Annotated in this window: 27 protein-coding genes; 16 read left to right on the forward strand and 11 right to left on the reverse strand. The window is 68.5% G+C overall.

Annotation, left to right across the window (positions count from 1 at the left end; all coding sequences use genetic code 11):
- Positions 1-78: 78 nt before the first annotated feature.
- From tesB to ACZL02_RS19920, 5 genes are all read left to right on the forward strand, one after another.
- Positions 79-957, forward strand: coding sequence for an acyl-CoA thioesterase II (gene tesB / locus ACZL02_RS19900; protein WP_472940634.1), 879 nt, complete (start codon positions 79-81; stop codon positions 955-957).
- Between the two features lie 243 nt (positions 958-1200).
- Positions 1201-1539 carry a P-II family nitrogen regulator gene (locus ACZL02_RS19905; RefSeq protein WP_472935431.1) on the forward strand — a complete coding sequence of 113 codons (339 nt, stop codon included), beginning with the start codon at positions 1201-1203 and terminating at the stop codon, positions 1537-1539.
- 17 nt (positions 1540-1556) lie between these two features.
- Positions 1557-2921 (forward strand): ammonium transporter, encoded by a 1365-nt coding sequence (locus tag ACZL02_RS19910; protein WP_472940635.1) that lies wholly within the window; start codon positions 1557-1559, stop codon positions 2919-2921.
- A gap of 233 nt (positions 2922-3154) precedes the next feature.
- Positions 3155-6184 (forward strand): DNA translocase FtsK, encoded by a 3030-nt coding sequence (locus tag ACZL02_RS19915; protein WP_472940636.1) that lies wholly within the window; start codon positions 3155-3157, stop codon positions 6182-6184.
- Between the two features lie 162 nt (positions 6185-6346).
- Positions 6347-7000: an outer-membrane lipoprotein carrier protein LolA gene (locus ACZL02_RS19920; protein ID WP_472935434.1), complete on the forward strand. Its 654-nt coding sequence runs from the start codon at positions 6347-6349 to the stop codon at positions 6998-7000.
- A gap of 166 nt (positions 7001-7166) precedes the next feature.
- On the opposite strand, the gene ACZL02_RS19925 is transcribed toward ACZL02_RS19920, so the two are convergent.
- Both ACZL02_RS19925 and ACZL02_RS19930 read right to left on the reverse strand, forming a co-directional pair.
- A complete protein-coding gene (locus ACZL02_RS19925) occupies positions 7167-8048 on the reverse strand; it encodes an alpha/beta fold hydrolase (protein WP_472940637.1) in 882 nt (293 codons plus the stop codon).
- A 176-nt stretch (positions 8049-8224) separates the two neighbouring features.
- A complete protein-coding gene (locus tag ACZL02_RS19930) occupies positions 8225-8683 on the reverse strand; it encodes a hypothetical protein (RefSeq protein WP_472940638.1) in 459 nt (152 codons plus the stop codon).
- Between the two features lie 150 nt (positions 8684-8833).
- Between ACZL02_RS19930 and ACZL02_RS19935 the strand changes: the two genes are divergently transcribed.
- Positions 8834-9634 (forward strand): exodeoxyribonuclease III, encoded by an 801-nt coding sequence (locus tag ACZL02_RS19935; protein WP_472940639.1) that lies wholly within the window; start codon positions 8834-8836, stop codon positions 9632-9634.
- A 108-nt stretch (positions 9635-9742) separates the two neighbouring features.
- On the opposite strand, the gene ACZL02_RS19940 is transcribed toward ACZL02_RS19935, so the two are convergent.
- Both ACZL02_RS19940 and ACZL02_RS19945 read right to left on the reverse strand, forming a co-directional pair.
- Entirely contained in the window at positions 9743-10198 is a 456-nt protein-coding gene (locus tag ACZL02_RS19940) for a cyclic nucleotide-binding domain-containing protein (protein ID WP_472940640.1), read from the reverse strand.
- A gap of 210 nt (positions 10199-10408) precedes the next feature.
- The gene (locus tag ACZL02_RS19945) at positions 10409-11092 is read right to left on the reverse strand and encodes a response regulator transcription factor (RefSeq protein WP_472935439.1); all 684 of its coding nucleotides are present in this window, start codon (positions 11090-11092) and stop codon (positions 10409-10411) included.
- Positions 11093-11192: 100 nt separating this feature from the next.
- Between ACZL02_RS19945 and ACZL02_RS19950 the strand changes: the two genes are divergently transcribed.
- On the forward strand, positions 11193-11729 hold the full coding sequence (locus tag ACZL02_RS19950) for a L,D-transpeptidase family protein (RefSeq protein WP_472940641.1): 537 nt from the start codon (positions 11193-11195) through the stop codon (positions 11727-11729).
- 80 nt (positions 11730-11809) lie between these two features.
- Positions 11810-14137 (forward strand): FdhF/YdeP family oxidoreductase, encoded by a 2328-nt coding sequence (locus tag ACZL02_RS19955; RefSeq protein ID WP_472940642.1) that lies wholly within the window; start codon positions 11810-11812, stop codon positions 14135-14137.
- Positions 14138-14192: 55 nt separating this feature from the next.
- Here the strand turns inward: ACZL02_RS19955 and ACZL02_RS19960 are convergent, their stop codons facing one another.
- The 6 genes from ACZL02_RS19960 to tsaD are packed head-to-tail and all read right to left on the reverse strand — an operon-like array spanning position 14193 to position 18031.
- Positions 14193-14861: a class I SAM-dependent methyltransferase gene (locus ACZL02_RS19960; protein ID WP_472940643.1), complete on the reverse strand. Its 669-nt coding sequence runs from the start codon at positions 14859-14861 to the stop codon at positions 14193-14195.
- Between the two features lie 39 nt (positions 14862-14900).
- Positions 14901-15119, reverse strand: a complete 219-nt coding sequence (locus ACZL02_RS19965; protein ID WP_472935442.1) for a DUF3072 domain-containing protein — start codon at positions 15117-15119, stop codon at positions 14901-14903.
- A 60-nt stretch (positions 15120-15179) separates the two neighbouring features.
- A complete protein-coding gene (locus ACZL02_RS19970) occupies positions 15180-15614 on the reverse strand; it encodes an EVE domain-containing protein (RefSeq protein ID WP_472940644.1) in 435 nt (144 codons plus the stop codon).
- 3 nt (positions 15615-15617) lie between these two features.
- Entirely contained in the window at positions 15618-15905 is a 288-nt protein-coding gene (locus tag ACZL02_RS19975; RefSeq protein WP_472940645.1) for a YciI family protein, read from the reverse strand.
- 54 nt (positions 15906-15959) lie between these two features.
- Positions 15960-16943 carry an NAD(P)H-dependent glycerol-3-phosphate dehydrogenase gene (locus ACZL02_RS19980; protein WP_472940646.1) on the reverse strand — a complete coding sequence of 328 codons (984 nt, stop codon included), beginning with the start codon at positions 16941-16943 and terminating at the stop codon, positions 15960-15962.
- Positions 16940-18031, reverse strand: coding sequence for a tRNA (adenosine(37)-N6)-threonylcarbamoyltransferase complex transferase subunit TsaD (tsaD, locus tag ACZL02_RS19985; RefSeq protein ID WP_472940647.1), 1092 nt, complete (start codon positions 18029-18031; stop codon positions 16940-16942). The genes ACZL02_RS19980 and tsaD overlap by 4 nt, the downstream gene beginning before the upstream one ends.
- A gap of 198 nt (positions 18032-18229) precedes the next feature.
- On the opposite strand from tsaD, the gene hemC reads away from it, so the two are divergent.
- From hemC to ACZL02_RS20015, 6 genes are all read left to right on the forward strand, one after another.
- Positions 18230-19162 (forward strand): hydroxymethylbilane synthase, encoded by a 933-nt coding sequence (hemC, locus tag ACZL02_RS19990; protein WP_472940649.1) that lies wholly within the window; start codon positions 18230-18232, stop codon positions 19160-19162.
- Between the two features lie 3 nt (positions 19163-19165).
- A complete protein-coding gene (locus ACZL02_RS19995) occupies positions 19166-19864 on the forward strand; it encodes a uroporphyrinogen-III synthase (RefSeq protein WP_472940650.1) in 699 nt (232 codons plus the stop codon).
- 117 nt (positions 19865-19981) lie between these two features.
- Positions 19982-21598 carry a COG4223 family protein gene (locus ACZL02_RS20000; RefSeq protein ID WP_472940651.1) on the forward strand — a complete coding sequence of 539 codons (1617 nt, stop codon included), beginning with the start codon at positions 19982-19984 and terminating at the stop codon, positions 21596-21598.
- Between the two features lie 9 nt (positions 21599-21607).
- On the forward strand, positions 21608-23218 hold the full coding sequence (locus ACZL02_RS20005; RefSeq protein WP_472940652.1) for a heme biosynthesis protein HemY: 1611 nt from the start codon (positions 21608-21610) through the stop codon (positions 23216-23218).
- Between the two features lie 100 nt (positions 23219-23318).
- Positions 23319-23786, forward strand: coding sequence for a tellurite resistance TerB family protein (locus tag ACZL02_RS20010; RefSeq protein ID WP_472940653.1), 468 nt, complete (start codon positions 23319-23321; stop codon positions 23784-23786).
- 4 nt (positions 23787-23790) lie between these two features.
- Positions 23791-24582, forward strand: a complete 792-nt coding sequence (locus tag ACZL02_RS20015; RefSeq protein WP_472940654.1) for a glutamine amidotransferase — start codon at positions 23791-23793, stop codon at positions 24580-24582.
- A gap of 53 nt (positions 24583-24635) precedes the next feature.
- Here ACZL02_RS20015 and ACZL02_RS20020 read toward each other — a convergent pair whose 3' ends face one another.
- Positions 24636-25892, reverse strand: coding sequence for an MFS transporter (locus ACZL02_RS20020; RefSeq protein WP_472940801.1), 1257 nt, complete (start codon positions 25890-25892; stop codon positions 24636-24638).
- A 363-nt stretch (positions 25893-26255) separates the two neighbouring features.
- Here ACZL02_RS20020 and clpS point away from each other — a divergent pair, with 363 nt between their 5' ends.
- Positions 26256-26561, forward strand: coding sequence for an ATP-dependent Clp protease adapter ClpS (gene clpS, locus ACZL02_RS20025; RefSeq protein WP_472940655.1), 306 nt, complete (start codon positions 26256-26258; stop codon positions 26559-26561).
- A 106-nt stretch (positions 26562-26667) separates the two neighbouring features.
- A complete protein-coding gene (locus ACZL02_RS20030; RefSeq protein ID WP_472940656.1) occupies positions 26668-26856 on the forward strand; it encodes an Rmf/CrpP family protein in 189 nt (62 codons plus the stop codon).
- Positions 26857-26882: the final 26 nt, after the last annotated feature.

Here is a 26882-nt window from a genome sequence, read left to right on the forward strand (position 1 = left end):
CCGATGCCGTGGGGCCGCAGCCTTTTGTCTCGCCAAGGGTTGCGCCATACCGGGAAGACGGGAGCAAGGGGGACCAGGATGGACGAGGGTGTGCGGAAACTGCTGGAGACGCTGGATCTCGAGCGGATCGAGGAGAATCTCTACCGCGGGGTCTCGCCGGAAGGCGGCTGGCAGCGGGTCTTCGGCGGCCAGGTGATCGCGCAGGCGCTGGTCGCTGCACAGCGCACCGTCCCCTCCGACCGGCCGGTGCACTCGCTGCACGGCTATTTCATGCGGCCGGGCGATCCGAAGGTGCCGATCGTCTACGACGTCAATCGGATCCGCGACGGCGGCTCGTTCGCCACGCGGCTGGTCTCGGCGATCCAGCATGGTCAGGCGATCTTCACGCTCGCCGCCTCGTTCCAGCGGCACGAGGCGGGGCTGGAACACCAGGCGGCCATGCCGCTGGTGCCGGGGCCGGACGAACTGCCGCATGGCGACGCGCTGAAGACGCTTCTGCTCGAGCGCGCGCCCGAGCCGGTGCAGCGCTACTGGCGCCGGCGGCGCCCGATCGAGTTCCGGCCGGTCTCCTTCGACCACTACCTGACGACCGAGAAGCTCGAGCCGGTGCAGCAGATCTGGGTCCGGGCGATCTCCGATGTCGGCGACGACCCGGCGCTCAACGCGGCGGTGCTCGCCTATCTCTCCGACATGACCCTCCTCGACACCTCGCTGTTCGCGCATGGCAGCTCGGTGTTCGATCCCGGCATCCAGGCGGCGAGCCTCGACCATTCCATGTGGTTCCACCGTCCCGTGAGGGTGTCCGACTGGATGCTCTATTCGCAGGACAGCCCGAGCTCGTCCGGCGGCCGCGGGCTGACCCGGGGCGCACTGTTCGGCCAGGACGGAACGCTCATCGCCTCGGTGGCGCAGGAGGGGCTCATCCGACCACGACGGAGTACCCCCGCCGCCTCCTAAAGCATCACATGCTTACCATTCAGGCAAATGCGCGAGTTTTGAGCGCATCCAAATGATGCATTGCAGCGACGGCGTGTGCGGCTGCGGTGGGAAAATGCGGCCAAATCGCGGCATGTCCGGCAATTGGCACGCGGCTTGAATGGCGGAGACCAGTCACCCTCGCGGACATGCGGTCCGGAGGGCAGTGGCTCGGCTCTCGCGGACGATTTCCGTTTCGCCGCCGCTCCAGTTTTCGAGGTGCACATGAAGATCGTGATGGCCATCATCAAGCCGTTCAAGCTGGACGAGGTGCGCGAAGCGCTGACAGCTGTCGGTATCCAGGGTCTCACCGTCACGGAAGTGAAGGGTTACGGCCGGCAGAAGGGCCATACGGAAATCTACCGCGGCACCGAATACGCCGTGAGCTTCCTGCCCAAGCTCAAGATCGAGGTCGCCGTGGCGTCCGACATGGTCGAGCGCGCGGTCGAGGCGATCACTACGGCCGCCAAGACCGGCCAGATCGGCGACGGCAAGATTTTCGTCTTCGGCATCGATTCCGCCGTGCGCATCCGCACCGGCGAAGTCGATTCCAACGCGCTCTGAGAAAGGAACTCCTTCATATGCGTTTCGGTAGAACCCTCCTTTCCGCCGCGGTCCTCGCCGGCCTAGCCGCGACCGCGGCCTTCGCCCAGGACGCGGCCGCGCCTGCGGTGGACGCCGCCGCCGCCGTCACTCCTCCCGTCGCCGACGTCATGGACAAGGGCGACACCGCCTGGATGATGACCTCGTCGCTGCTGGTGCTGTTCATGGCGGTTCCGGGCCTCGCTTTGTTCTACGGTGGCCTCGTTCGCGCCAAGAACATGCTCTCGGTCCTCATGCAGTGCACGATGATCGTCGCGGTCGTGATGATCGTCTGGGTCGTCTACGGCTACTCCTTCGCCTTCGGCGGCTCGACCAGCCCGTATTGGGGCGGCCTCGCCAAGGTCTTCCTCGCCGGCGTCACCAAGGAAACCACCGCAGCCACCTTCACCAAGGGCGTGGTCCTGCCGGAATACGTGTTCATCTGCTTCCAGATGACCTTTGCCGCCATCACCCCGGCGCTGATCGTCGGCGCCTTCGCCGAGCGCATCAAGTTCTCGGCGGTGATCCTGTTCACCGTGCTCTGGGTCACCTTCATCTACTTCCCCATCGCGCACATGGTGTGGGATGCCAACGGCATGATCTTCGGCTGGGGCGCGATCGACTTCGCCGGCGGCACGGTCGTTCACATCAATGCCGGTATCGCCGCCCTCGTCGGCTGCATCTTCGTCGGCAAGCGGACGGGTCTCGGCAAGGACATGATGGCCCCGCATTCGATGACGCTGACCATGGTCGGCGCCTCGATGCTCTGGGTCGGCTGGTTCGGCTTCAACGCCGGCTCCAACCTCGAGGCCAATGGCGGTGCGGCGCTCGCCATGATGAACACCTTCGTCGCCACGGCCGGCGCCATCGTCGCCTGGTCGCTGGTCGAGACCTTCGCCCGCGGCAAGGCCTCGATGCTGGGTGCGGCGTCCGGCATGGTCGCCGGTCTCGTCGCCATTACTCCGGCCTGCGGCACCATCGGCCCGGTCGGCGCCATCGCGCTCGGCGCCTTTGCGTCGGTCGTCTGCTACTTCTTCGTCTCGGTGGTGAAGAACAAGTTCGGCTATGACGACAGCCTGGACGTCTTCGGCGTGCACGGCGTCGGCGGCATCATCGGCGCCGTCGGCACCGGCATCTTCACCTCGACCTCGCTCGGCGGCACCGGCTATGCTGCCGGCGTCACCATGGGCGGCCAGACGATGACGCAGATCTACGCGGTCCTCGTCACCCTCGTCTGGTCCGGCATCGGCTCGGCGATCCTCTACAAGATCGTCGACCTGATCGTCGGCCTGCGGCCGACCGTCGAGGCCGAGCGCGAAGGCCTCGACCTCAGCTATCACGGCGAGGCGGCCTACCACTCCTGAGAACGGCGCCGGCGCTCCGCCGGCCCTTTCGACCAACAGCCAAAACCGAAGGGGCGCGCCGCAAGGCGGGCCCCTTTTTCGTGCCGGCGCCCATCCCCGTGAGCCCGGCGTTGCAGGAAAATTGCAAACACTCTCTTAGGGTTAAAGAGGCATTAACCAGACCGTCCTACTCTCGCCGAAACGATGCCCGGGGTCGATCGCGCCGGGTACGACCAGACAGACGGGCGGCAGACATGGCATCGACGACAGTGGGAACCCGGCCCGACGCGCGGGCGCGGGCGACAGCAGCGGCACCGGCCGAGCCGGTGAGCTTCTTCAAGCGGCAGGCGGAGATCGCCGGCGGCATCGGCCTGATCGGGCTGGCGGGCTTCCTCAGCCTGGCGCTCGCCAGCTGGACCGTCACCGATCCCTCGTTCAGCCAGTCCAACCACAATGCCGTCGTCAACTATGCCGGCGCGACGGGCGCCGTCGTCTCCGACATCGCCATGCAGATCTTCGGTCTCGGCGCCGTGCTGCTGGCCGTGCTGCCGGCGATCTGGGGCGTCATCCTTGCCGCTGGAAAGCCGGTCGACCGGATCTGGCGCCGCGCCTGGTTCGCGCTGGCCGGCATCGTGCTCGCCTCCGCCGCGCTCGGCTGCCTGTCGGCGCCCGCCGGCTGGCCGCTGCCGATCGGCCTTGGCGGCGTCGCCGGCGACCTCGTCCTCAAATTCCCGGCGCTGGCCACCGGCGCCTATCCCGAGGGCACGCTCGCCATGGTGCTGGCGGCGATGATCGCGCTGCCGGCTGGCTGGCTGTTCCTCAACGGCGCCGCGGTGATCGACCGGGCGACGCCCGACCCGATGGATACCCGCCGCCCTGTCGCCGCCGCCGCCGTTCGCCAAGATGCCCGCGGCCGTCCGGTCAAGGCCGAGGAGCGCGACGAGGACGAGGAGGAGAGCGAGGGCCGCTTCGCGCTGCTGTTCGGCGCGCTTGCCCATACCGCCTACTCCGCCAAGGCAGCCTTCGACCGCCGCCGCAGCGAACGCCAGGAGGCCCGCCAGGAGCCCGGCGAGTTCGCCGACCGATTCGACACCTGGGAGACCGAGGACGGCGACTACGTGGAGCCGGCGCCGCGTGAAGCCGCCCCGCGCGAGGTCGCCCCGCGGCAGATCCGCGTCACCGCGCCCTATGAGAGCGGCGGCTACATCGACCCGATGGACGACGAGGACGTCGGCGTGCCGCGCAAGGACAATCCCGAGCCCTTCCAGTTCGACGTCGACGCCGCCGCCGAGGCACGGCGCCGGAACGCACCGGTCGTCGCCGAGGCGGAATTCAACGAGGACGCGTACGAAGACGAGGCCGGATACGGCGACCAGGACGGCCATCACCGCGAGTTCGCCCCGGTCGACCTCGACGAGGAGGGCGGCTGGGAGCCGCCGTTGGAAGACGACGTCCGCATTGCCCCGGCCGAGCCGCTGATCGAGCGTCCGGTCGTCGCCGAGGAGCCGAGCGGCTGGCGCGGCATCGCCGCCAACATCGTCGCCTTCCCCGGCAAGCGCCGCAAGCCCGACGCCGCCAACGAGAGCGAGCGCCGCGACCCGCCGGCCTCGCGCCCCGAGCCGCGTGGCATCGCCGCACCCCGCGCGCCGGAGGCCCCCGCCGCCCGCGTCGTCGCCGCCGCACCGGCGCCAGTGCCGGCCCGCGGCCGTCCGCAGCGGGGCGGGGCGCTCGCCGCCCAGCGCAACGCCATCGCGCTGCCGTTCGAGCTGCCGCCGGTCGAGCTCTTGTCGCCGCCGAAGCCGCGGAGCCGCGACTCCATGCTGTCGCCTGAAATCCTGCAGGAGAACGCCCGGCTGCTGGAAGGCGTGCTCGACGATTTCGGCGTCAAGGGCGAGATCATCGAGGTCCGGCCCGGCCCGGTCGTGACGCTCTACGAGCTGGAGCCGGCACCCGGCATCAAGTCCTCCCGCGTCATCGGCCTTGCCGACGACATCGCCCGCTCGATGTCGGCGATCGCCGCCCGCGTCGCCGTCATTCCCGGCAAGAACGCCATCGGCATCGAGCTGCCGAACCAGCGCCGCGAGACCGTCTACTTCCGCGAGATGATCGCGTCGGAAACCTTCCTGCAGAGCAAGAGCAAGCTCGCGCTGGCGCTCGGCAAGACCATCGGCGGCGAGCCGGTGATCGCCGATCTCGCCAAGATGCCGCATCTTCTCGTCGCCGGCACCACCGGCTCGGGCAAGTCGGTGTCGATCAACACCATGATCCTGTCGCTGCTGTTCCGGATGACCCCGGCCGAGTGCCGGATGATCATGATCGACCCGAAGATGCTGGAACTGTCGATCTACGACGGCATCCCGCATCTTCTCTCCCCGGTCGTGACCGATCCGAAGAAGGCGGTCGTCGCCTTGAAGTGGACGGTCCGCGAGATGGAGGACCGCTACCGCAAGATGTCGAAGGTCGGCGTGCGCAACATCGACGGCTTCAACGCCCGCGTCGCCTCCGCGATCGAGAAGGGCGAGTCGATCTCGCGCACCGTGCAGACCGGCTTCGACCGCGAGACCGGCGAGCCGATCTTCGAGTCCGAGGAATTCGACCTCCAGCCGCTGCCCTACATCGTCGTCATCATCGACGAGATGGCCGACCTAATGATGGTCGCCGGCAAGGACATCGAAGGCACCGTCCAGCGCCTGGCGCAGATGGCGCGTGCCGCCGGCATCCACGTCATCATGGCGACGCAGCGGCCCTCGGTCGACGTCATCACCGGCACGATCAAGGCGAACTTCCCGACCCGCATCTCCTTCCAGGTGACCTCGAAGATCGACAGCCGCACCATTCTGCAGGAGCAAGGTGCCGAGCAGTTGCTGGGCATGGGCGACATGCTGTTCATGGCCGGCGGCGGCCGCATCCAGCGTGTGCACGGGCCGTTCGTCGACGACGCCGAGGTCGAGGACATCGTCAAGCACCTGAAGGCGCAAGGCACGCCGGACTATCTCGATGCCATCCTCGAGGAAGAGGACGACGGCGCCGAGGAGACGGGCAAGGGCGGCAAGGGCGGCGGCGAAGAGGGCAGCACGGACGAATCCGCCGACCTCTACGACCAGGCGGTGGCCGTGGTGCTGCGAGACGGCAAGGCCTCGACCTCCTACGTCCAGCGGCGGCTGCAGATCGGCTACAACCGGGCGGCGTCGATCATCGAGCGGATGGAGCGCGAGGGCATTGTCGGCCCCGCCAACCATGCCGGCAAGCGCGAGATCCTGGTGCCGACGGACGACGAACGGTAGGGCATCACAATTGCCGGAAGACCGCCGGCGACAGCGCCTCCGCCCTATTGAAGCCGCAGCGCCGTGGCATCAGATGCCAGCGCGAGACTGCTTCCGCCGGCAGGGCGGAAAGGATGGCGCGCCGCCCCCGGCGGCGTGACCGAAAGACACAGAAGGATGACGATGTTCGATCGAGGCAATACCCGCGGCGCCTTCTCCCGGCTGCTGCGCCGCGCGCTGATGGGCGTGGCGCTGGTCCTGCCGCTCGGTCTGTCGGCGATGCCTGCAAAGGCGCAGGCGAGCGCTGCGGCACAGGCCGTCGCGGATCACTTCTCCAGCGTCGGCGCGATGACCGGCGACTTCATGCAGTTCGATCCGAACGGCAAGCAGAGCGAGGGGAAGTTCTACATCGAGCGGCCGGGCAAGCTGCGCTTCGACTACAGCGGTACGCCGCTGCGGGTGATCGCCGACGGCGAGCAGGTGGCGATCAACAACCGCAAGCTCAACACCTGGGATCTCTACCCCTTGTCGAAGACGCCGCTGAAGCTGCTGCTCAACCAGCGCATCGACCTGTCGGCGGCCAACATCCAGGCGGTCAAGGAAGAGCCGGACCTCACCACCATCGTGATGGGCGACAAGTCGGTGTTCGGCAGCAGCCGGATCACCATGATGTTCGACCCCGCCAATTTCGATCTCCGCCAGTGGACCATCCGCGACAACCAGGGCAAGGACACCACGGTGATGGTCTACAACGTCCGCAGCGGCGTGAAGCTCGACCAGACGATGTTCAAGATCCCCTACACCGCGATCTCGACCGGCCAGACCGGCAACAAGTAGCCCCTCTGGCTGGCCAAACCGGCAACAAGTAGCCGCGGTCGGCCGACTATGAGAGCGCCGTGCGTCCGATGGGATGCGCGGCGTTTTTTCTTTTGATGCCCGGTGTATCGGTCGTTGCCCGACCGGCTCTTTCCGGCCCGGAGAGCTTTGGCGGCCGGCGGCCGCGCTATCGCCTAAAGAAGCCGAGCAGCGCGGCGAGCGTCTCGGCGGGGGCCTCCTCGACGAGGAAATGGCCGCCGTCGATCGGCCGGCCCTCGACGCTGGCGCACCAGCGCTTCCAGACATCGAGCGGCGTCTCGCCGGCGGCGGGAATGCCGTGGCTGCCCCAGAGGGCGAGCGTCGGCGCTTGGATCCGCTGCCCGGCGGCCCGGTCCTCGGCGTCGTGCAGCCGGTCGATCGCCCAGCCTGCCCGATAGTCCTCGCAGGCCGCGTGGGTGCGGGCCGGCTGGCGAAACGAGGCGCGGTACGCGTCGAGCGCTCTGGGCCTGAACGCCTCCAGCGTCCCCGAGGCCGTCCAGCTCGCCATGGTGTGGCCGAGATAGGCATTGGGATCTGCGGCGATCAGGGTTTCCGGCATTGGGTAGGGCTGCGCGAGGAAGGGCCAGTGATAGGTCTTCAGGGCGGCTTTGGCGTCCATCGCCTCCCAGACATCGATGGTCGGGACGATGTCGATGACGGCAAGTCGGGCCACCCTGTCCGGGTGGTCGAGCGCCAGCCGGTAGGCCACCCGTCCGCCGCGATCGTGCCCGGCGACGTGAAACTGCTGGTGTCCGAGAGTGCTCATCACCGCCGCCATGTCGGCGGCCATCACCCGCTTGGCATAGGCCTTGCCGCCCCGGCTCTCCGGCGCCGAGGATTGCCCGTAGCCGCGCAGGTCCGCGGCGACGACCGTGAAGTGCTCCGCCAGTTCATTGGCGATGCCGGCCCACATCGCCGAGGTCTGCGGGTAGCCGTGCAGCAGCAGCAGCGGTGCGCCGGTACCCTTGATGTGGACGAAGATGTCGGCACCGGCACCGGGAACGAGACGGGTCTCGAAGCGGTCGAACATCGGCTTTCCCTCCGGAAGGCCGTCCGCGCCGGATGGCGATCCCTATCGAACGGACTGAAGGCCGAGATCTAGGGCGCCAAGCGGGCCTTTGCACAAGACAGCCGAAGGCCCGGCTCCGGAACCCCGGCGCCGGACCGTCCTTGCGTTGATCCCGGTTCCGCGGGAGCCGCCTTGCGTTAGCGGGCGAGGAGGGCCGAAGGCCGCTCGACCGGGGCGCGGCCGAGATGCGGGGCGAAGCCCGAGGCCAGGGCTTCCTTCACCTGCTGGAGCCAGGCCTCCGCCTTGATCGCACGGTTGTTCGCCAGGGCCGCCGCGGCATTGGCGCGCTGCGTCTCGTCGCGGGCTTCCTTCAGCTCGGCCTGCATCCCCTGGCATTCGTCGAGCATGGCCTTCTTCTGGATCTCGATCTGCGTCTTCAGCGACTCGACCTCGGCATCCTTCTGCCAGAGCACGCCGCTCGCATTGCCGATCATCTCCAGCATGCCCGACCATTCCACCGCCTTCTCCGGCTCGTCCGGCAGGCTGGGCAGAGAGGCCATCACCTCCCGGTCAAAACTGTCGGGAATGGTGACGGTGATGTCTTGCCGGGTCTGCCACTGGTCCACTTCGACGGCACGCAGGTAGGTCTTTTCCATCGGATCCTCCGATCTCATCCATGGCGATTCAGAATTTCTTAACCCGCGAGGCTGCCCGGAAGCTGTCCTCCCGGCACAGTGATCGAGACTTGCACGCCCCGCTGCCCGCTCGCATAAGGGCGCGACCCTCCTGCCGCTGGAAGCCCCCGCATGTTTTCGATCGCCACCTGGAACATCAATTCCGTTCGCCTGCGGCTGCCGCTGGTCGAGCGCTTCCTCGGCTCGCACCGGCCCGACGTCCTCTGCCTGCAGGAGATCAAGTGCCAGGAGGACCAGTTTCCGCTGACGGCGCTGCAGGCGCTCGGCTACGAGCACATCGCGATGCACGGCCAGAAGGGCTATCACGGCGTGGCGACGCTCTCCTTGCGGCCGCTGGTCGACGTGACCCGCCAGGACTTCTGCGCCATCGGCGACGCCCGGCACCTGTCGGTGCGCATGGACGTCGGCGGTCGGCAGCTCAGGGTGCACAATTTCTATGTCCCGGCCGGCGGCGACGAGCCGGACCGGACGGTCAACCCGAAGTTCGGCCACAAGCTCGACTTCATCGACGAGATGCGCCGCACCAGCGCCATGGCCGAGCCGGGCGTCTCGTCGATCCTCGTCGGCGATCTCAATATCGCGCCGTTCGAGACCGACGTCTGGTCGCACAAGCAGCTCTTGAAGATCGTCTCGCACACGCCGCTCGAGACGGAGGGCCTGCTGCGGGTGATGACCGACGGCCACTGGGTCGACCTGATGCGGGCGCAGGTACCGATCGAGGAGAAGCTCTACACCTGGTGGAGCTACCGCGCGAAGGACTGGCTGGCAGCCGACCGCGGCCGGCGCCTCGACCATGTCTGGGGCTCGGCCGACCTCGCGCCGCTGCTGAAGGGCCTCGAGATCCTCAAAGATGCCCGCGGCTGGGATCGGCCGTCGGACCATGTCCCGGTGGTCGTCAGCCTCGACATCTGACGCCGCTGGCCGCCTTCGCGGCGCCCGGCTGCGCCAGGTCAGCTCTGTCTGCACGCCCGTGCGTTACGAGACTTCCGAACACGCGCCAGCGCTCCTGCCGGAAGGCCGTCAGTCGGTGAAGCGGTGCTCCAACGCGGCGATGTCGTGCATCATCTGGCCGAGCTGGTCGGCGATCCGCTCGTGCAGGACCAGCGCGAGATCCGGATATTCCTCAAGCATCCGCCGGAACAGCGTGCGCGGAATGCGGATGAGGTCGCAGGTGCCCTCCGCGAACGCCGTTGCGGCGCGGCGGGTCTCGGTGATCAAAGCGAGTTCGCCGAGGAGGGCGCCCGGACCGTAGCTTGCGACCGGCACTTCCGCGCCTGCCGGACCGGCCTTCAAGGCGATCTCGCCGCTGACGATGACGAAACCCTCGTCGGCCCGTGCAGCCACACGGAAAAGCGTCTCGCCCGACTTCAGACGGCGATGTTCCGACCCGAAGGCCAGCAGCCGCAGCTGATCTGCCGTCAGATCGGCAAACAGCGGAACCTGCCTCAGCACCGCGATGTCGCTTTCGAGGCTCATCCGGCGCTGACCACTCCCGTCCCGAACGAAGCCGCACCCGATGCGGCCCCTGAGAGGCTGACTCTATATCGATCGACATTGCTCAGGAAAACTGCGTTCCCAGCCCATCAACACAACATACAGGAATACCGTACGTCGATACCGGGGCGATGTGGACGCCTGAACGCAGATCACCGAAAGGCCGAACGCGACCTGAGGGCGGCCCGGCTGCTACGGCATCAGCTTGTAGCCGCCGGACTCCGTAACGATCAGCCGGGCATTCGACGGGTCCGGCTCGATCTTCTGGCGCAGGCGATAGACGTGCGTCTCCAGCGTGTGGGTGGTGACGCCGGAATTATAGCCCCAGACCTCCTCGAGCAGGATATCGCGAGTGATGACCTTGCGGTCCGCCCGGTAGAGATAGCGGATGATCGCCGTCTCCTTCTCGGTCAGCCGGATCTTGCCGCCGCGATCGTCGAGCAGCACCTTCTGGCTGGGCTTGAAGATGTAGGGACCGACCTGGAACGTCGCATCCTCGCTCTGTTCGTGCTGGCGCAGCTGGGCGCGGATGCGGGCGAGCAGAACCGCGAAACGGAAAGGCTTGGTGACGTAGTCGTTGGCGCCCGCTTCGAGGCCGAGGATGGTGTCGGAGTCCGTGTCCTGTCCGGTGAGGATGATGATCGGCGCCTTGAAGCCGGACTTGCGCAGCACCTTCACCGCCTCGCGGCCGTCCATGTCGGGCAAACCGACATCCATGCAGACGAGGTCGATCAGCCCCGCGCGGGCGGCGGCGATCCCCTTGGCGGCGGTCGGTTCCTGCAGGACGGTGAACTCCTCGTGCAGCGACAGCTGCTCGGCGAGGGTCTGCCTCAGGTCGTCGTCATCATCGACGATCAGGATGCTGCGTGCGGTCATGAATGGCCTTCGCTCGGTTTATGCTGCCGTCCCGTTGCGGCGGACGGCATCGGGACGGTAACAATTCGTGACATCAGATAGGGTTCTTCTCGGCGACGTCATGCAAAAAAACACCCGTTGCACCGATATCCGTGTCCGCCGCTCGCCGCTCGACCCGCGCCGGGGCATCCTCTCGGCGGGAGCCTTGCGTCTTCCCTGTGCGCTCGGCCGCTCGGGAACGACGGTGTTCAAGCGCGAGGGCGATGGTGCGACGCCCGTCGCGGCGATGGCACTGCTCGGCTGCTATGTCCGCTCCGGCAGGCTTCCCGGCGTCCGTCCGGCATTGCCGATACTCCGCAGCCGCCCCGACAGCGGCTGGTGCGACGCTCCGACGCATCCGGCCTATAATTGCCCGGTGCGGTTGCCGTTTCCCGCGAGCACCGAGACGCTGCAGCGGGCGGACCGGCTCTATGATCTCGTCGTCGTGCTCGACTGGAACATCACCCGGCGCCAGCGCGGCAAGGGCAGCGCGATCTTTCTGCACATCGCCCGGCCGAACTATGCGCCGACGGAAGGCTGTGTCGCGGTGTCCCCGGCCGACATGCGGCGGCTGGCGCCGTTCCTGCGCCGTGGGGCCCGGCTGACGGTTTTGCGCTGAAAGCCGATGGAACGGCTCCAAACAGAGCCCGTTGCTCTGGCGATGCCGGCGGCCTGGCCCGCCTTTGCGGGAGATTTTCCATGGAACGCGCCGAAATCACCAACAATCCGGTCATTTCCGCCTACGACAAGCCGTCGGGCGGCTGGGGTTCGCTGAAGTCGGTGCTCGAGAAGATCCATGCCGAGGGCCTGTCGGTCGGTACGATGACCGAGATGCTGCGCAAGCAGAACAAGGCGGACGGGTTCGCCTGCGTCTCCTGCTCCTGGGCCAAGCCCGAAAAGCCGCATTTGGCCGAATTCTGCGAGAACGGCGCCAAGGCGACGGTTTGGGAAGTGACGTCGAAGCGCTGCGACCGCGCCTTCTTCGCCAAGCACCGCGTCAGCGAACTGCGCAACTGGACCGACCACGACCTGGAAAAGCAGGGACGCCTGACGACGCCGATGCGCTACGACGCCTCGCTCGACCAGTACATCCCGGTCAAATGGGCCGATGCTTTTCGCGAGATCGGCGCCGAGCTGCAGCAGATGGAGCCGGACAGCGTCGTGTTCTACGCCTCGGGGCGCGCGTCGCTGGAGACGTCGTACATGTGGCAGCTGATGGCCCGCATCTACGGCACGTCCAACCTGCCGGACTCCTCCAACATGTGCCACGAGTCGACGTCCGTCGGCCTGCCGAAGTCGATCGGCTCGCCGGTCGGCACCGTGCAGCTCGAGGACTTCGAGCTCTGCGACATGATGTTCTTCTTCGGCCACAACACCGGCACCAACGCGCCGCGGCTTCTCCACCAGGTGCACGACGCCCGCCAGCGCGGCGTGCCGGTGGTGACGTTCAACCCGCTGCACGAGCGCGGCCTGATGCGCTTCAAGGATCCGCAGTCGCCGATGGAAATGTTGTCGGGCGGCGAGGGCGTAAAGATGTCGAGCGACTACTACCAGGTGCGGTCGGGCGGCGACATGGCGGCGATGACCGGCATCGCCAAGGGCGTACTGGCGCTCGACGATGCCGCCATCGCAGCAAGCCGCCCGCGGGTTCTGGATACCGCCTTCATCGAGGAGCACTGCCACGGCTTTGCGGAATTCGAGGCTTTCGTCCGGGCGACCGGATGGGACGAGATCGTCCGCTGCTCCGGCATTCCGCAGGAAGAGCTCGAGCATGTCGCCCGCCAGTACTCGACCGCAAAGGCGGTCATCGCCAATTACGGCATGGGCCTGACCCAGCACCGGCACGGCACCGAGAACGTGCAGATGCTCTGCAACCTCCTCCTGATGCGCGGCAATATCGGCAAGCCGGGCGCCGGCATCTCGCCGATCCGCGGGCACTCCAACGTCCAGGGACAGCGCACCGTCGGCATCTCGGAAAAGCCGGAACTGGTGCCGCTCGACAAGCTCGCCGAGCTCTATCATTTCGAGCCGCCGCGCACGAAGGGGCTGGATACGGTGGCCTCGTGCAAGGGCATCCTCGACGGCAGCGTGCGCGGCTTTATCGCCCTCGGCGGCAATTTCTCCCGCGCGGCGCCGGAGACGGTGCTGCTCGAGGACGGCTGGCGCAAGATGCGGCTGTCTGTGCAGATTTCGACCAAGCTCAACCGCAACCATCTGCTGCCGGGCGAGGTGACCTACATCCTGCCTTGCCTTGGGCGGCTGGAGAAGGACGTCCAGGCATCGGGCGAGCAGCACGTCTCGGTCGAAGATTCCACCGCCTGCATCCACGGCTCCATCGGCTGGAGCGCGCCGGCCTCGGCCGAGCTCCTGTCGGAGCCGAAGATCGTCGCCGAGATCGCCAAGGCGACGGTGGCCGGCCGCTCCAGCGTGCCGTGGGACGAGTGGGTCGGCGATTATTCGAAGATCCGCGACGCCATCGAGAAGACCTATCCGAAGGACTTCACCGGCTTCAACGCGCGCTTCCTGCAGCCCGGCGGGTTCCACCGCGACATCGAGGCGTGCAACCGCGTCTGGAAGACCGAGACCAAGAAGGCGAACTTCCTCGTCCCGAACGGTCTCGACGTGAACCCGGACATCCATGTCGACGGCAAGACGATCCTCACCCTGATGACCGTCCGCTCCAACGACCAGTTCAACACCACGGTCTACGGCTACGACGACCGGCTGCGCGGCATCAGCGGCACCCGCATGGTGCTGTTAATGAATGCCGAGGACATGCAGCGGCTGGGGTTGAAGGACGACGACCGCGTCGACTGCGCGACGCATGCCGACGACGGCGTCGACCGCCGCGTGCTGGACCTGCGCGTCCACGCCTTCGCCGTGCCGAAGGGGGCGATCGCCGGCTATTATCCCGAGCTCAACCCGCTGCTGCCGCTCTGGCACCACGCGGAAGAAGCCCATGTACCGGCGGCCAAATCGATCCCGGTCGAGATCATCCGGCGCGGCAGTTTCGTCGCGGCGGCGTGAGGCGAGTTTGGTTCGCGGAAGGTGATGCAGCGTGGGGTGCGGCGCTGGCGGAGGGTCAGCCTTTCGGCTGCCACCGCCAGACGGTGCTGCGCTTGACCTCGGCATCCTCGAGCGCCCGGGTGACCGGGACCTCGTAGGTCGCGAGGCGGGCCAGCCTGTCCAGCGGCAGGTAGGCCCTGCCGGGATCGCCGACGAGAACGGTCTTGCCGGCGGCCACAAGGGTGTCGAACCAAGGAATGATCGCGTCCGCCATAGCCCGGTCGAAGAAGACGTCGCCAGCGAGCAGCACGTCCTCTTTCACACTCCTATCGACGAGATCGTCGATGACGACGGCGAGGTGGACCTCGTTCAGCTCGGCATTGAGGAGGATGGCCTCGCGGCAGAACGGGTCGATGTCGGCGGCTGTCACCTTTGCGGCGCCGGCCTTTGCGGCGGCGATGGCGACGAGGCCCGAGCCGGACGCGAAATCCAGCACGGTCCGGCCGCGGATTTCTTCGGAGTGATCGAGCACGTATCGCGCAAGGGCTTGTCCGCCGGCCCAGGCGAAAGCCCAGTAAGGCGGCGGCAAGCCGATCGCTTCCAGCTCGCCCTCCGTTCGCAGCCAGAGATCGTGCGCCTCCGTCGCAAGGCGAAGCGCGATCTCGGGCACGTGCGGCGGTCGGAGGATATCGGTATTATCCAGGATGAAGGCGCGGGCCCGCCCGGGCGTCAGGCGCCCGGGCATCGGTTCGGGGCGGGCGGCATCATGCCGGCCCTGCCGCGGTCAGCCTTCCTTGAGACGCTTGCTGCGGCCCTGCAGCTCGTCGATCATTTTCGACGCGTCGCCCTTGGTCAGCTTGTCGTTGAAGGTCTCGCCGGTCTCCTCGCAGAGGGTCTTGAGGTAGGAGCCCTGGGCGCCGGTCATCGGCTCGTCGCCGGTGGTCCAGTCGTCCGGGTCCTTCTCGGTATTGGACTGGCCGGTATCGGTCTTGGCATCGCTCATGTGAACACTCCATGGGTTGTGTGTTCTTGCAATGTTCCGAGCGACCCGTGGGTTCCATGCTCAGCGAAGCGCCTTTTCGAGATCGACGCCGCCCATCTCGCAGAGTGTCTTGAACTCCTCTTCCGTCACCGGCTGCACCGAGAGGCGGGAGTTGGTGGCGAGCACCATGTCCTTCAGCCGCGGGTCGGCCTTGATCACGTCGAGCCCAACCGGCTTCGGCACATCGGTCACGGCGACGAGGTCGACGCATTCCCAGGCCGGATTGTCGGCGGTGGAATCGGGATGGATCTCGTGGAGCACCGCGACGATGCCGACGATCTCCTTGCCGTCGTTGGAATGGTAAAAGAAGCCGCGTTCGCCCTTCTTCATCGTCCGCATGAAGTTGCGCGCCTGGTAGTTGCGCACCCCGTCCCATTCCTGGCCCTTTGCGCCGGCCTTCTTCTGCATGTCCCAGGACCATTTCACCGGCTCAGACTTGAACAGCCAGAATGCCACGGCTCAGGCTTCCGGGTTCTTGACGGTCCAGTTCCAGCGGCGGACCGTGGTCGACGCGAAGACGCCGGCCTTGGCATAGGGGTCCCCGGCGGCGATCGTCTTGGCGCCGTCGGCATTCTCTGCATCGACCACCAGCATCGAGCCGACCGGCTTGTCGTCGTCGCCGAGGAAGGGGCCGGCGAGCTTCAGCGTGTCGCCGAGGCCGGTGAGGAATTCGAGATGCGCGGGGCGGTTTTCGAGGCGCAGCGGCAGCGCGCCGGGCTTGTCCTCGCAGAAGATGGCGAACAGCATGGGGATCCTTTCAAGGCGGAGAGTGGCGGCAACCTAGCCGGCGGCCGGGCGGAATCAACCCAATTCGCGCTTCAGCGGACGGGCGAGGAGATCGCGCACGGCGTCCTCCACCGTCATCGACCCGCTGAGGATGGCGGCGACGGTGAAGATGATCGGCGCGTCGATGCCGCGCTCCTCGGCGAGGCGGGCGGCGATCCCGGCGGAGTGGACGCCCTCGGCAAGTTTCAGGCCCTTAAGGTCGTCGCCGCGGCCGAGCGCCGCGCCATAGGCGAAGTTTCTGGACTGGCTGCCGGAGCAGGTGAGGACGAGGTCGCCGAGGCCGGAAAGGCCCATCAGCGTCTCCGGCTGGGCGCCGAGCGCCTCGCCGAGCCGGCGCAGCTCGACGAAGCCGCGGGTGACGATGGCCGCGCCCGCCGAAGCGCCGAGCCCGTTGCCGGCCACCATGCCGGCGGCGATGGCGAGGATGTTCTTCAACGCGCCGCCGGCCTCGACGCCCAGCACGTCGGTCGCGGCATAGCCGCGGAACGTCTCGGTCGACAGGCGGCGCGCGAGGTCGTCGGCGAGGCCAGGGTCGGTGGCGGCGATGGTCACGGCGGTGGGCAAGCCGCGGGCGACGTCTGCGGCAAAGCTCGGCCCTGAGAGGACGCCGAGGGTCTCGGCCGGCAGGTGACGGGCGAGGACGGCGGAGGCGAAGGCGCCGGTCGCCCGCTCGATACCTTTCGCGCAGAGCACCACCGGCGTGCCGCGGACGAGATGGCGCGCAAGGTCCGGCCCGAGGGCGCTAAGGTTCTGCGCGGGGACGACGACGAGCACGAGGTCGGCGCTTCCCAGCGCCTCGCCGAGATCGGCGGTGACGGAAAGGGTCTCGGGAAGCGCGATGCCGGGAAGATAGCCCTCGTTGCGCCCGGTGTTGCGGATTTCCGCGACGGTGCCGGGGTCGCGGGCGTAGAGCACGGTCGGCCGGCCGGCGCGGGCCTCGAGCGCGGCCAGCGCCGTGCCCCAGGCGCCGCCGCCGAGGACGGCGATCTGGCCGCTCATGCCTTCGCCCCGCGGCGGCCGAAGCCGATCAGCGGCGCGGCATTGCCGTCGAGCGGCCAGCGCGAGCGCACGGGGGCCGCCATGTCGTCGAGGAGACCGGCCTCGAAGCGCTCGAGCCCGGCATAGGCGATCATCGCGGCATTGTCGCCGCAGAGCTTCAGCGGCGGCGCGACGAGGCGCACGCCGGCCTTCTCCGCGGCGCTGTTCAAAGTCGCGCGGATCTCGGCATTGGCGGCGACCCCGCCGGCGACGGCCAGCACGGGATCGGCGAGCGCCGGAAATTCGTCGCGAAAGCGGGCGAGCGCCCGGCCGACGCGGTCGGCAAGGCTCTCGGCGGCGGCGCGCTGGAAACCGGCACAGAGGTCGGCGACATCCTGTTCGCCGAGCGGCATCGCCGCCTGCGCGGCCTGGCGGACGGCGGTCTTGAGGCCGGAGAAGGAGAAGTCGAGGCGCTTCTCGCCGCGCATCGGCCGCGGCAAGGCGAAACGCTTGGGGTCGCCTCGCGCGGCCATCGCCTCGACGTGCGGGCCGCCGGGATTGGGCAGGCCGAGCAGTTTCGCCGTCTTGTCGAAGGCTTCGCCCAGCGCATCGTCGATCGTCGTGCCCCAGCGCGCGTAGTCGCCGAGGCCGCGGACCAGCAGGATCTGCGTGTGGCCGCCGGAGACCAGCAGCATCAGATAGGGATAGGCGACGCCATCGGTCAGCCGCGGCGTCAGGGCGTGGCCTTCGAGGTGGTTGACGCCGATGAAGGCGAGGCCGCTAGCGGCGGCGAGCGCCTTGCCGGTCATCGCGCCGACGATCAGCCCGCCGATCAGGCCGGGACCGAGCGTCGCGGCGACGGCCGAAAGGTCCGCGAGCGCGACGTCGGCGTCGGCCAGCGCCGCGGCGACGATGCCGTCGATCGCCTCGACATGGGCGCGGGCGGCGATCTCCGGCACCACGCCGCCGAAGGCCGCGTGCTCCTCGACCTGGCCCAAGACGACGTTCGAGAGGATGACGGGCGCGCCCGCCGCATCGCGGCCGACGACGCTCGCGGCGGTCTCGTCGCAGCTGGTCTCGATGCCGAGGATGAGGGATGTCGGTCGCAAGGGCACGCGGTCTCCAGTCTTCCCGCCGGCGCGGGGTGTGCCTTCCCTCTGTTCACGAAGGCGAAGGTGCGCCTTCCATCGCCTTGACCGCATCGAAATGTCAAAGGTGGCGGCAGAAAAACCGCCGCGCGTTGCCCCCGGGGCCGGCGATCCCTTATGACAGGCAGAAAGCCAGATCGGACGAGACAGGGGAACGAGATGACGAGAGTCCGGATCGGCACGCGCGGCAGCCAGCTGGCGCTGGCCCAGGCGAGCGAAGTGCGGGCGCGGCTGATGGTGGCGCACGGGCTGGCCGAGGAGGCTTTCGAGATCCAGGTGATCTCCACCTCCGGCGACCGCATCCTCGACCGGCCGCTGTCGGAGGTCGGCGGCAAGGGCCTGTTCACCAAGGAGATCGAGGAGGCGCTGCTGGACGGCCGGATCGATCTCGCGGTGCATTCGTCGAAGGACATGGCCACCGCGATCCCCGCCGGCCTCTACATCTCCGCCTTCCTGCCGCGCGAGGACGTGCGCGACGCCTTCATCGGCCGCACCGCGCCGACCATTGCGGAACTGCCCGAGGGGGCCGTGGTCGGCTCGGCGTCGCTCCGCCGGCAGGCGCTCCTGAAGCGGCTGCGGCCGGATCTCAAGATCGTCATCCTGCGCGGCAACGTGCAGACCCGGCTGCGCAAGCTCGAGGCCGGCGAAGTCGACGCGACGCTGCTGGCGCTCGCCGGCCTGAACCGCATGGGCATGGGCGACACCGTCACCGAGCTGCTCGACGCCACCGCCTTTCCGCCGGCGCCCGGCCAGGGCGCGATCTGCATCGAGAGCCGCATCGGCGACGGCGACGTCGACCGTCTGGTCCAGGCGATCGGCGATCCCGACACCACCATCGCGCTCACAACCGAACGCGCCTTCCTCGCCGAGCTCGACGGTTCCTGCCGCACGCCGATCGCCGCCCATGCGACGGTGTCCGCGGGACGGTTGACCTTGCACGGCATGATCCTGAAGCCCGATGGCGGACAGATGCACGAGGGCAAGACGGACGGCATCCCGGCCGAGGCGGCAGCGCTCGGCCGGGCGCTGGCCCGCCGGCTCCTCGATGCCGCCGGCCCCGGCTTCTTCGACGGCTGGGGCGCGGGCGTCTAGGCCATGGCGCGGGTGCTGGTGCTGCGGGCCGCAGCGGAGGCGGCATCGACCGGCGCAGCGCTCGCCGCGCGCGGTCACGTGCCGTTGCTGCTGCCGCTGCAGGCGATCGAGACGCTGGAGACGCCGCTGCCGGACGGCCGCTTTGCCGCGCTCCTGGTGACCAGCGCCAATGCGGTGCCGGCGCTCGCGCGCCAGCCGCAGCTGACGGCGCTGCCGGTGCTGGCGGTAGGGGCGCGGACCGGCGCGGCGCTGAGCGAGGCGGGCTTTGCCGACGTCACCGTCGGAGATGGCGATGGCGCGGCGCTCGCCGATGCCGCCCGGCCGCTGGCGGCGCGCACCGGCCTGCCGCTGCTCTACGCCGCCGGCAGGGTTCGCACGTCCGGCCTCGAAGACCGCTTGACCGCGCTCGGCATGTCCTTTCTGGTGGTCGAGACCTATGACACAAAGCCGCTGCATCCGGGCCTTAATGAGATCGCAACGGTCCTTGCGGGAAAAGCGCCGGACATCGTCCTCGTGCTGTCGGTCGGTCAGGCGGAGGGCTATGCCGGGCTCGTCCGCGACCAGCCGGAGTCGTTTCGGCCGCCGCCGCGGCTGCTTTGTCTTTCCGCCCGGATCGCGCGCGCGCTGCCGATGGAACTGCAGGGCGCCGCGGAGATTTCTGCCACGTCGAGCCTTCCGGTGCTGTTCGAACGTGATCTCTAACCTAACTTGCCAACGGTGCTTGCGCCGGGGCGGGAACTGGCCAACGAATGAACCTGGAGCTTTTGCTCCGCTCGTCCGCCAGTTGCCTGCCTAGATTGGAAAACGGAGTCTCTTTCGATGAGCAATCCTCCGCGCCGTGCGCGGCCGAAGAAGCCGGCCCAGACGATCGATCTCGAGGCGAGGGTCCTGCCGGCGGTCGGCTATCCCGGCCCGGTCTCCGCGGACACCGCCGCCGATGGCGCTGCCTTCTATGACGACGGCGTCGTGGCACCCGGAGCCTTGGCTGCCAACGACGGCGACGCGCTGACCGAGAACCTCGCCGTTCTCGGCGACGGCGGCGAGCGCGCCGACGGCAGCACCCCGGCGGTCTCCGAAAAATCTGCGGCCGAAAGCTTTGCCGAGGAGGAGAGCCTTCGCGGCACGCCGAACCGGACGGAGTTCGACGAGACCATTCTCGCGGCGGCCGAGCCCGACTTCGTCAACCATGCCGACGGTACAGAACCGCCGGCCGGCCCGCCGCCGCCGTCGCATGATTATACGAGGACCTCGTCGCTGCCTGAGTCCAAGGGCAGCGTCGGCTCGTCCTTCGGCTCCGCGTTGCTCGGCGCCGCGCTGGCGCTCGCCGGCGCCGGCCTGCTGCAGTATGCCGGCGTGCTGCCGAGCGTCGGCCAGACGCCGGTCGATCCCAACACCGGCCAGTACGCGCGCACCGGCGACGTCCAGCAGGTGACCACCGACGTCACCGCCATCAAGGCCGAGGTCGAGCAGCTTCGCTCCGCGCAGGCGGCCGGCGGGACCGGCGCCGGCGCCTCGCAGTCCGATCTCGTCGCGCTGACCGACAGGGTCACCGCCATCGAGCAGCGCGGCGAGGCCCGCGCGGCGACATCCACCGTCAACGGCGAGGCCGCCAACGCAGCCCAGCAGACCGCCGATGGCGCGAGGGAAGCGGCGGAGGCCGCCAAGGCCGCGGCAGAGGCGGTCCGCCAGGCCGCCCAGCAGGCGAGCGAAGTCGCCGGCCAGTCGAAGACCACGGCGGAAGGCGCCCGCCAGATCGCCGAGACCGCGCAGCTGGCCGCCCAGACGGCGCAGCAGGCGGCAGCGACCGCCCAGCAGGCCGCGAGCGCCGCCCAGAGCAGCGCCAATACCGGCACCGAGAGCATCAACGCCTTTGACAAGCGCCTCGCGGCGATCGAGTCGGGCAACAAGCAGGCCGCCGTCGCCATCGCGGCCGCCAGCCTGAAGGCGGCGATCGATCGCGGTGGGCCGTTCATGGGCGAGCTCGAGGCATTCGCAGGGGCTGCCGGCGCCCAGCCGGCGATCGAGACGCTGCGCGGCTTCGCGGCCGAGGGCGTGCCGTCGGCGCAGTCGCTCGCCGTCGCCTGGCCGGACGTCGAGTCCCGGCTGATGGACGCGCTCAACCCGGCCGATCCCGATGCCAGCGTCAGCGATCAGCTGCTGTCCGGCCTTGGCGGCCTGATCACGGCGCGTCCGAGCGGTGCGCCGTCGGCCGGGGCGACCGGACCGGAAGCGACCGTCGCTCGGATGGCGGACGCCATCGCCAACGGAAAGTTCCAGGCCTGGATCGACGCCTGGGAGACGCTGCCGCAGGCGGCCAAGGACGTCAGCCGGGACTATCAGACGCGGGTCTCCGCGCGGGCGCAGACGGAAGCGATCGTCGGCGAGACCTTGGGAAATGCAGTCAAGGCGGCCACGCCCGCTGGAACGGCCGGGTGAGGAACTGACATGCTGCGCATTCTCGCCTTTCTCCTCCTCGTTCTCGCACTGGCACTCGGCTTCGGCTGGCTGCAGGACCACCCCGGCGAGATCTCGCTGGTCTGGCCGGGCGTTCTGCCGGCCGGAAGCGACAACATCTCGCTCGGCGTCACCACCTTCATCGTCATCGAACTGGTGCTGATCGCGCTGGTCTGCCTGGTGCTCTGGCTGCTGACCGGCTTCCTCAAGGCGCCGAAGCGCCTCGGCCGCTTCTTCGGCACGCGGCGCCGGGACAAGGGCTACAGCGCCCTGTCGGCGGGCATCGTCGCGGCCGGCGCCGGCGACGCCGTGCTGGCACGGCGGATGACCAAGCGCAGCGAGAAGTTCCTGGCCAACCGCCGCGAGCCGCTGGTGCGCTTCCTCGATGCGCAGACGGCGATGATCGAGGGCGACCACGCCCGCGCCCGCTCGGCCTTCGAGACCATGGAGAAGGAGCCGGAGACCCGGCTGCTGGCGCTGCGCGGCCTGTTCCTCGAGGCCGAGCGCCTCGGCGACGACGCTGCCGCCCGCGGCTATGCCGAACGCGCGGTGCGGATCGCGCCGCATGTTCCTTGGGCCGGCGGTGCCGTGCTGGAGGCGAAGTCCATCGAGGGCGACTTCGAGGGCGCGCTGGCGATCCTCGAGGCGCAGAAGAACGCGCGTCTGATCGAGCGCAAGGAATCGACGCGTCTGCGTGCCGTGCTGCTCACCGCCCAGGCGATGGCGATCGCCGACCGCGACCCGGCCGGCTCGAAGCTCGCGGCACTCGAGGCGCAGAAGCTCGCGCCCGACCTGACGCCTGCAGCGATCACCGCGGCGCGGGCACTGTTCCGCCTCGGCGACGTCAAGCGTGGCAGCAAGGTGCTGGAAAAGGCGTGGACGGAGGAGCCGCATCCCCACATCGCCGCGGCCTACGTCCAGGCCCGCCCGGGCGACAGCGTCACCGACCGCCTGAAGCGGGCGAAGACGCTGCAGCAGCTGCGCCCCAACCACGTCGAATCCTCGCTGGTCGTCGCCCAGGCGGCGCTCGACTGCCGCGACTTCACGCTGGCGCGCGAAGAGGCGATGGCGGCCAGCCGCATGGTCCAGCGCGAAGGTGTCTATCTCCTCCTCGCCGATATCGAGGAGGCCGAAACCGGGTCGGAAGGCCGCGTGCGGGAATGGCTTGGACGTGCGATCCGCGCGCCGCGCGATCCTGCCTGGACGGCCGATGGTTTCGTGTCGGAAAACTGGGCACCGGTCTCTCCGGTCACCGGACGGCTCGATGCCTTCCGCTGGAAGGTGCCGGCCCAGCGCATCGGCCAGGACGGCGCGGTGATCGAGACCGACGCCGAGTCCATGCTGCTCGACGAGGCCCCCTCGCAAGGATCGGCATCGTCGATGCTCTCCGACCGGACCGCGGCGACCGACCAAACTGCGGCGACCGAGATGCCGCCGATGAGCAGCACAGGCGCAAACGCCGGCATCGCGCCCCCCAATGCGACGATGCACGGTACGTCGTCCGAACAGGGTGTGCACGAGGCCTTGCCGGGCTCGGACGCCGCCAACGCCAACCGTGCGCCCGGCGAGACGCCGGCCGAGCAGAAGTTCAAGCTGTTCTGAGCCATGCAATCTTGGCGTTGGTCGACGCGCCGCGCCGCTGTAGACAGGAGGGGGGCGGCACGGCGACAGGCCGCCTCCGGCCGGTGATGGGGATACGGGAATGTTCGAGGCGTTTCGCGACTTTCTGAAGTCGATCGGAAGCGACCATGCCGGCTCTGGCGGAATGGCCGGCGACGACCCGCGTGTCGCAGCGGCAGCCCTCCTGTTCCATGTCGGCGAGGCCGACGGAACGATCACGGAGGCCGAGCTGTCGCGGCTGAAGGAATTGCTCGCCGCCGAGTTCGGGCTCGACGAGAACGAGACCCTTCGCGTGCTGGAGGCGGGCCGCGAGGCCGACCAGGACGCCGTAGATCTCTTCCGTTTCACCAACGTCCTCATGAAGTCGCTCGACGAGGCCCGGCGGGTGCATTTCATCGAGCTGCTCTGGGAAATCACCTATGCCGACGGCGAGGTGCATGAGCTTGAGGACAACACGATCTGGCGCGTGGCGGAACTCCTGGGCGTCTCGACGCGGGACCGCATGCTGATGAAGCGCCAAGCCGCGGCGCACAGCGGAGTTGCGGACTGACGGCATGGCCGAGCTTTTGATGCAGGATACCGAGACCTCGGGCGGCAGTGATGCGGCGAGCGAGCCCCGCCGCTACCGCCTCGACGGTGCCGCGGACGAACGTCCGGTGCTGGTGGTCTTGCACCAGGAGACGTCGACGCCTGGCCGTGTCGGGCAGGTCCTGACCGCGCACGGCATCCGCCTCGACATCCGCCGCCCGGTGATCGGCGACCTTCTGCCGGAGAGCCTCGACGATCACCGCGGCGCCATCGTGTTCGGCGGGCCGCCGAGCGCCAACGATGCCGAGCCGCATTTGCGCCAGGAGATCGACTGGATCGACGTGCCGCTGCGGGAAAACCGGCCTTTCCTCGGCATCTGCCTCGGCGCTCAGATGCTGTCGAAACATCTCGGTGGTACCGTCGCGCCGCATCCCGACGGCCTTGTCGAGGTCGGATACTACCCCCTCCAGTCGACCACCGAGGGCCGGATGCTGATGCCGCACTGGCCCGACATGGTCTACCAGTGGCACCGCGAGGGTTTCGACCTGCCGCGCTCGGCGACGCTGCTTGCCACCGGTGAGCGCTTCCGCAACCAGGCCTTCCGCTATGGCGACCATGCCTATGGCGTGCAGTTCCACGCCGAGCTGACTCTGGCCATGCTCTACCGCTGGACGACGCACGGGCACGAGCGCACTCTTCTGCCCGGCGCCCAGCTCCGGCGTGCGCATTTCGATGGGCGGGCACTCTACGATGCGCCGGTGAAGCGCTGGCTCGAACAGTTCCTCGGCTGCATTCTTGGTGAGCCAGTCGAGGACTGACGGGCGCTAACCGGACGTCGCCGATACAAGCGTGTCGCCCAGCCGCATGTCGCTCAGACCCGCTCCTGCAAGTCCTTCGCCTTTCGGAGGCCTGGGAACAGCGCGGCCCAGACGGCGGCGACGCCGACCGTCGCCGCGCCGCCCAGCACCACCGCCGGCACCGCGCCGATCCAGAAGGCCATGACGCCGGCGCGGAATTCGCCGAGTTCGTTCGAGGCGCCGACGAACACCATGTTGACGGCGCTGACACGTCCGCGCACCTCGTCCGGCGTCCAGAGCTGCAGCAAGGTTTCGCGGATGTAGACGCTGATCATGTCGGCCGAGCCCATCAGCGCCAGCGCCAGGATCGACAGCCAGGGGGCGGTCGAGAGGCCGAACAGCATGGTGAAGACGCCGAACAGCGCGACGAAGGCGAACATCACGACGCCCGCATTGTTCCGGACCGGATGGCGCGTGAGGTAGAGGACGGTGAGGATCGCCCCGATCCCGGGCGCCGCGCGCAGCATGCCGAGGCCCCAGGGGCCGACCTCGAGGACGTCGCGGGCATAGATCGGCATCAGCGCCACCGCGCCGCCGAGCAGCACGGCGAAGAGATCGAGCGAGATCGCGCCGAGCACCACCTTCTCGTGCCAGATGTAGCGGAAGCCGGCGACGATGGTCGAGAGCGTTGCCGGTTCGTTGCGCGTCCGCGCCGCCAGGCGCCGCATCGACAGGACGAGCCCGCTGGCGAGGAGGAACAGCACCAGCGCGACGCTGTAGGCGACATGCGGCGAGAAGCCGTAGAGCAGGCCGCCGGCGACGGGGCCAACGATCGAGGCGATCTGCCAAGCCGAGGAGTTCCAGGCGATGGCGCTCGGCAGTTCGGCACGCGAGACGATGTTGACCACCAGCGCCTGGCTGGACGGCCCGAAGAACGCCCGGGCGATGCCGAAGACCACGAGCACCGCGAACACCGGCAGCGGCGAGGAAAGACCCTCGTAGGTCATTACCAGAAGGGCGAGCGCGCCGAGGGCCTCGACGGCGATCGCGAGGCCCATGATCATCCGCCGGCTGTAGCGATCGGCGACCGCGCCGGTGACGAGCACGAGCAGCAGCGCCGGCAGGAACTGGCAGAGCCCGACGAGGCCGAGATCCAGCGGGTTGCGGGTGAGATCGTAGATCTGCCAGCCGACCGAGACGGCGACGATCTGCACCGCGAACGACGCGGCGAGCCGGGACAGCCAGTAGCGCAGGTATTGCCCGTTGCGAAAGGCACCGAACCTGTCCTCCGCCACCGACGCGGTTTCGGCCAGGGGCGTATCGTCTTCGATGATCACGGTGCTGATGCCATTTATTGCGGACGCAGAGCCCTGGAGCGCCGTGCGTCCGGAAGGATGCACAAAGGACGCTCTACCTTGTTAGATCGAGAGCATCGTTCTTCGACCGGGTGTTGCCACCCAATCGCAGGTTGCTCTAGCCGGGTTTCAACTGGGATACCAGTGCCGCTCTGCCACTGTGCGTTAGCGTCTGGCGAGGTTGCAGCCTTGCGGTGCCGGGGCAAACCGCAGGCGCTGCGGCGCACTGGCTGTCCGGCCGCCATTCCCTACATAGCTCCCAAGGCCTTCGCCCGCATCGGCGCATCCTCGCGCGATAGCGTCCGCCGTCGTTGGCCGCGAAAGATCCGGAGTCCCGAGATGCCCGACAGCGACCTGAAACCCCGTACCGTCACCAAGGAAAAGGTCGAGCGCCCGCGCCTCTACAAGGTCCTTCTCCTCAACGACGACTACACCCCGCGCGAGTTTGTCGTCCGCGTCCTCAAGGGCGAGTTCCGGCTCAGCGACGACGAGGCGAGCAAGGTGATGATCACCGCCCACCAGAAGGGCAGCTGCGTCGTCTCGGTCTATCCGCAGGATGTCGCCGAGACGAAGGCCTCGCAGGCCAGCGAGGCCGGAAGGGCCGCCGGCTTTCCGCTGATGTTCATCGCCGAGCCGGAGGAGTAGCGGCGCGGTGCCGGAGGCGCCGACCGTCGTCGGCCCTGATCGCCAGGAAAGCTCCGCGCAGGTTGGCAGGTCCAGCATGCGGGCCTCAACGTTGAGGGAGGTGGTGATGGACGACAATCGCAGACGCGAAGGGGCGAGAGCCTTCAACCGCGGCATGGAGCGGGACCAGTGTCCGCATGCGCCGGGAACCCCGGCGTTTCGCAGCTGGGTCGACGGCTGGAAGCAGCAGAAGGCGGAGTTCCAGCTGCGGCTGGAATCCGAGCGCAGCGCGGTCAAGTTCGCCCGAGCCGTCTAGGCTCGCCACAACGCCTCGGTTTGCCC

This window comes from Mesocryomonas fontinalis (genome assembly GCF_055730125.2).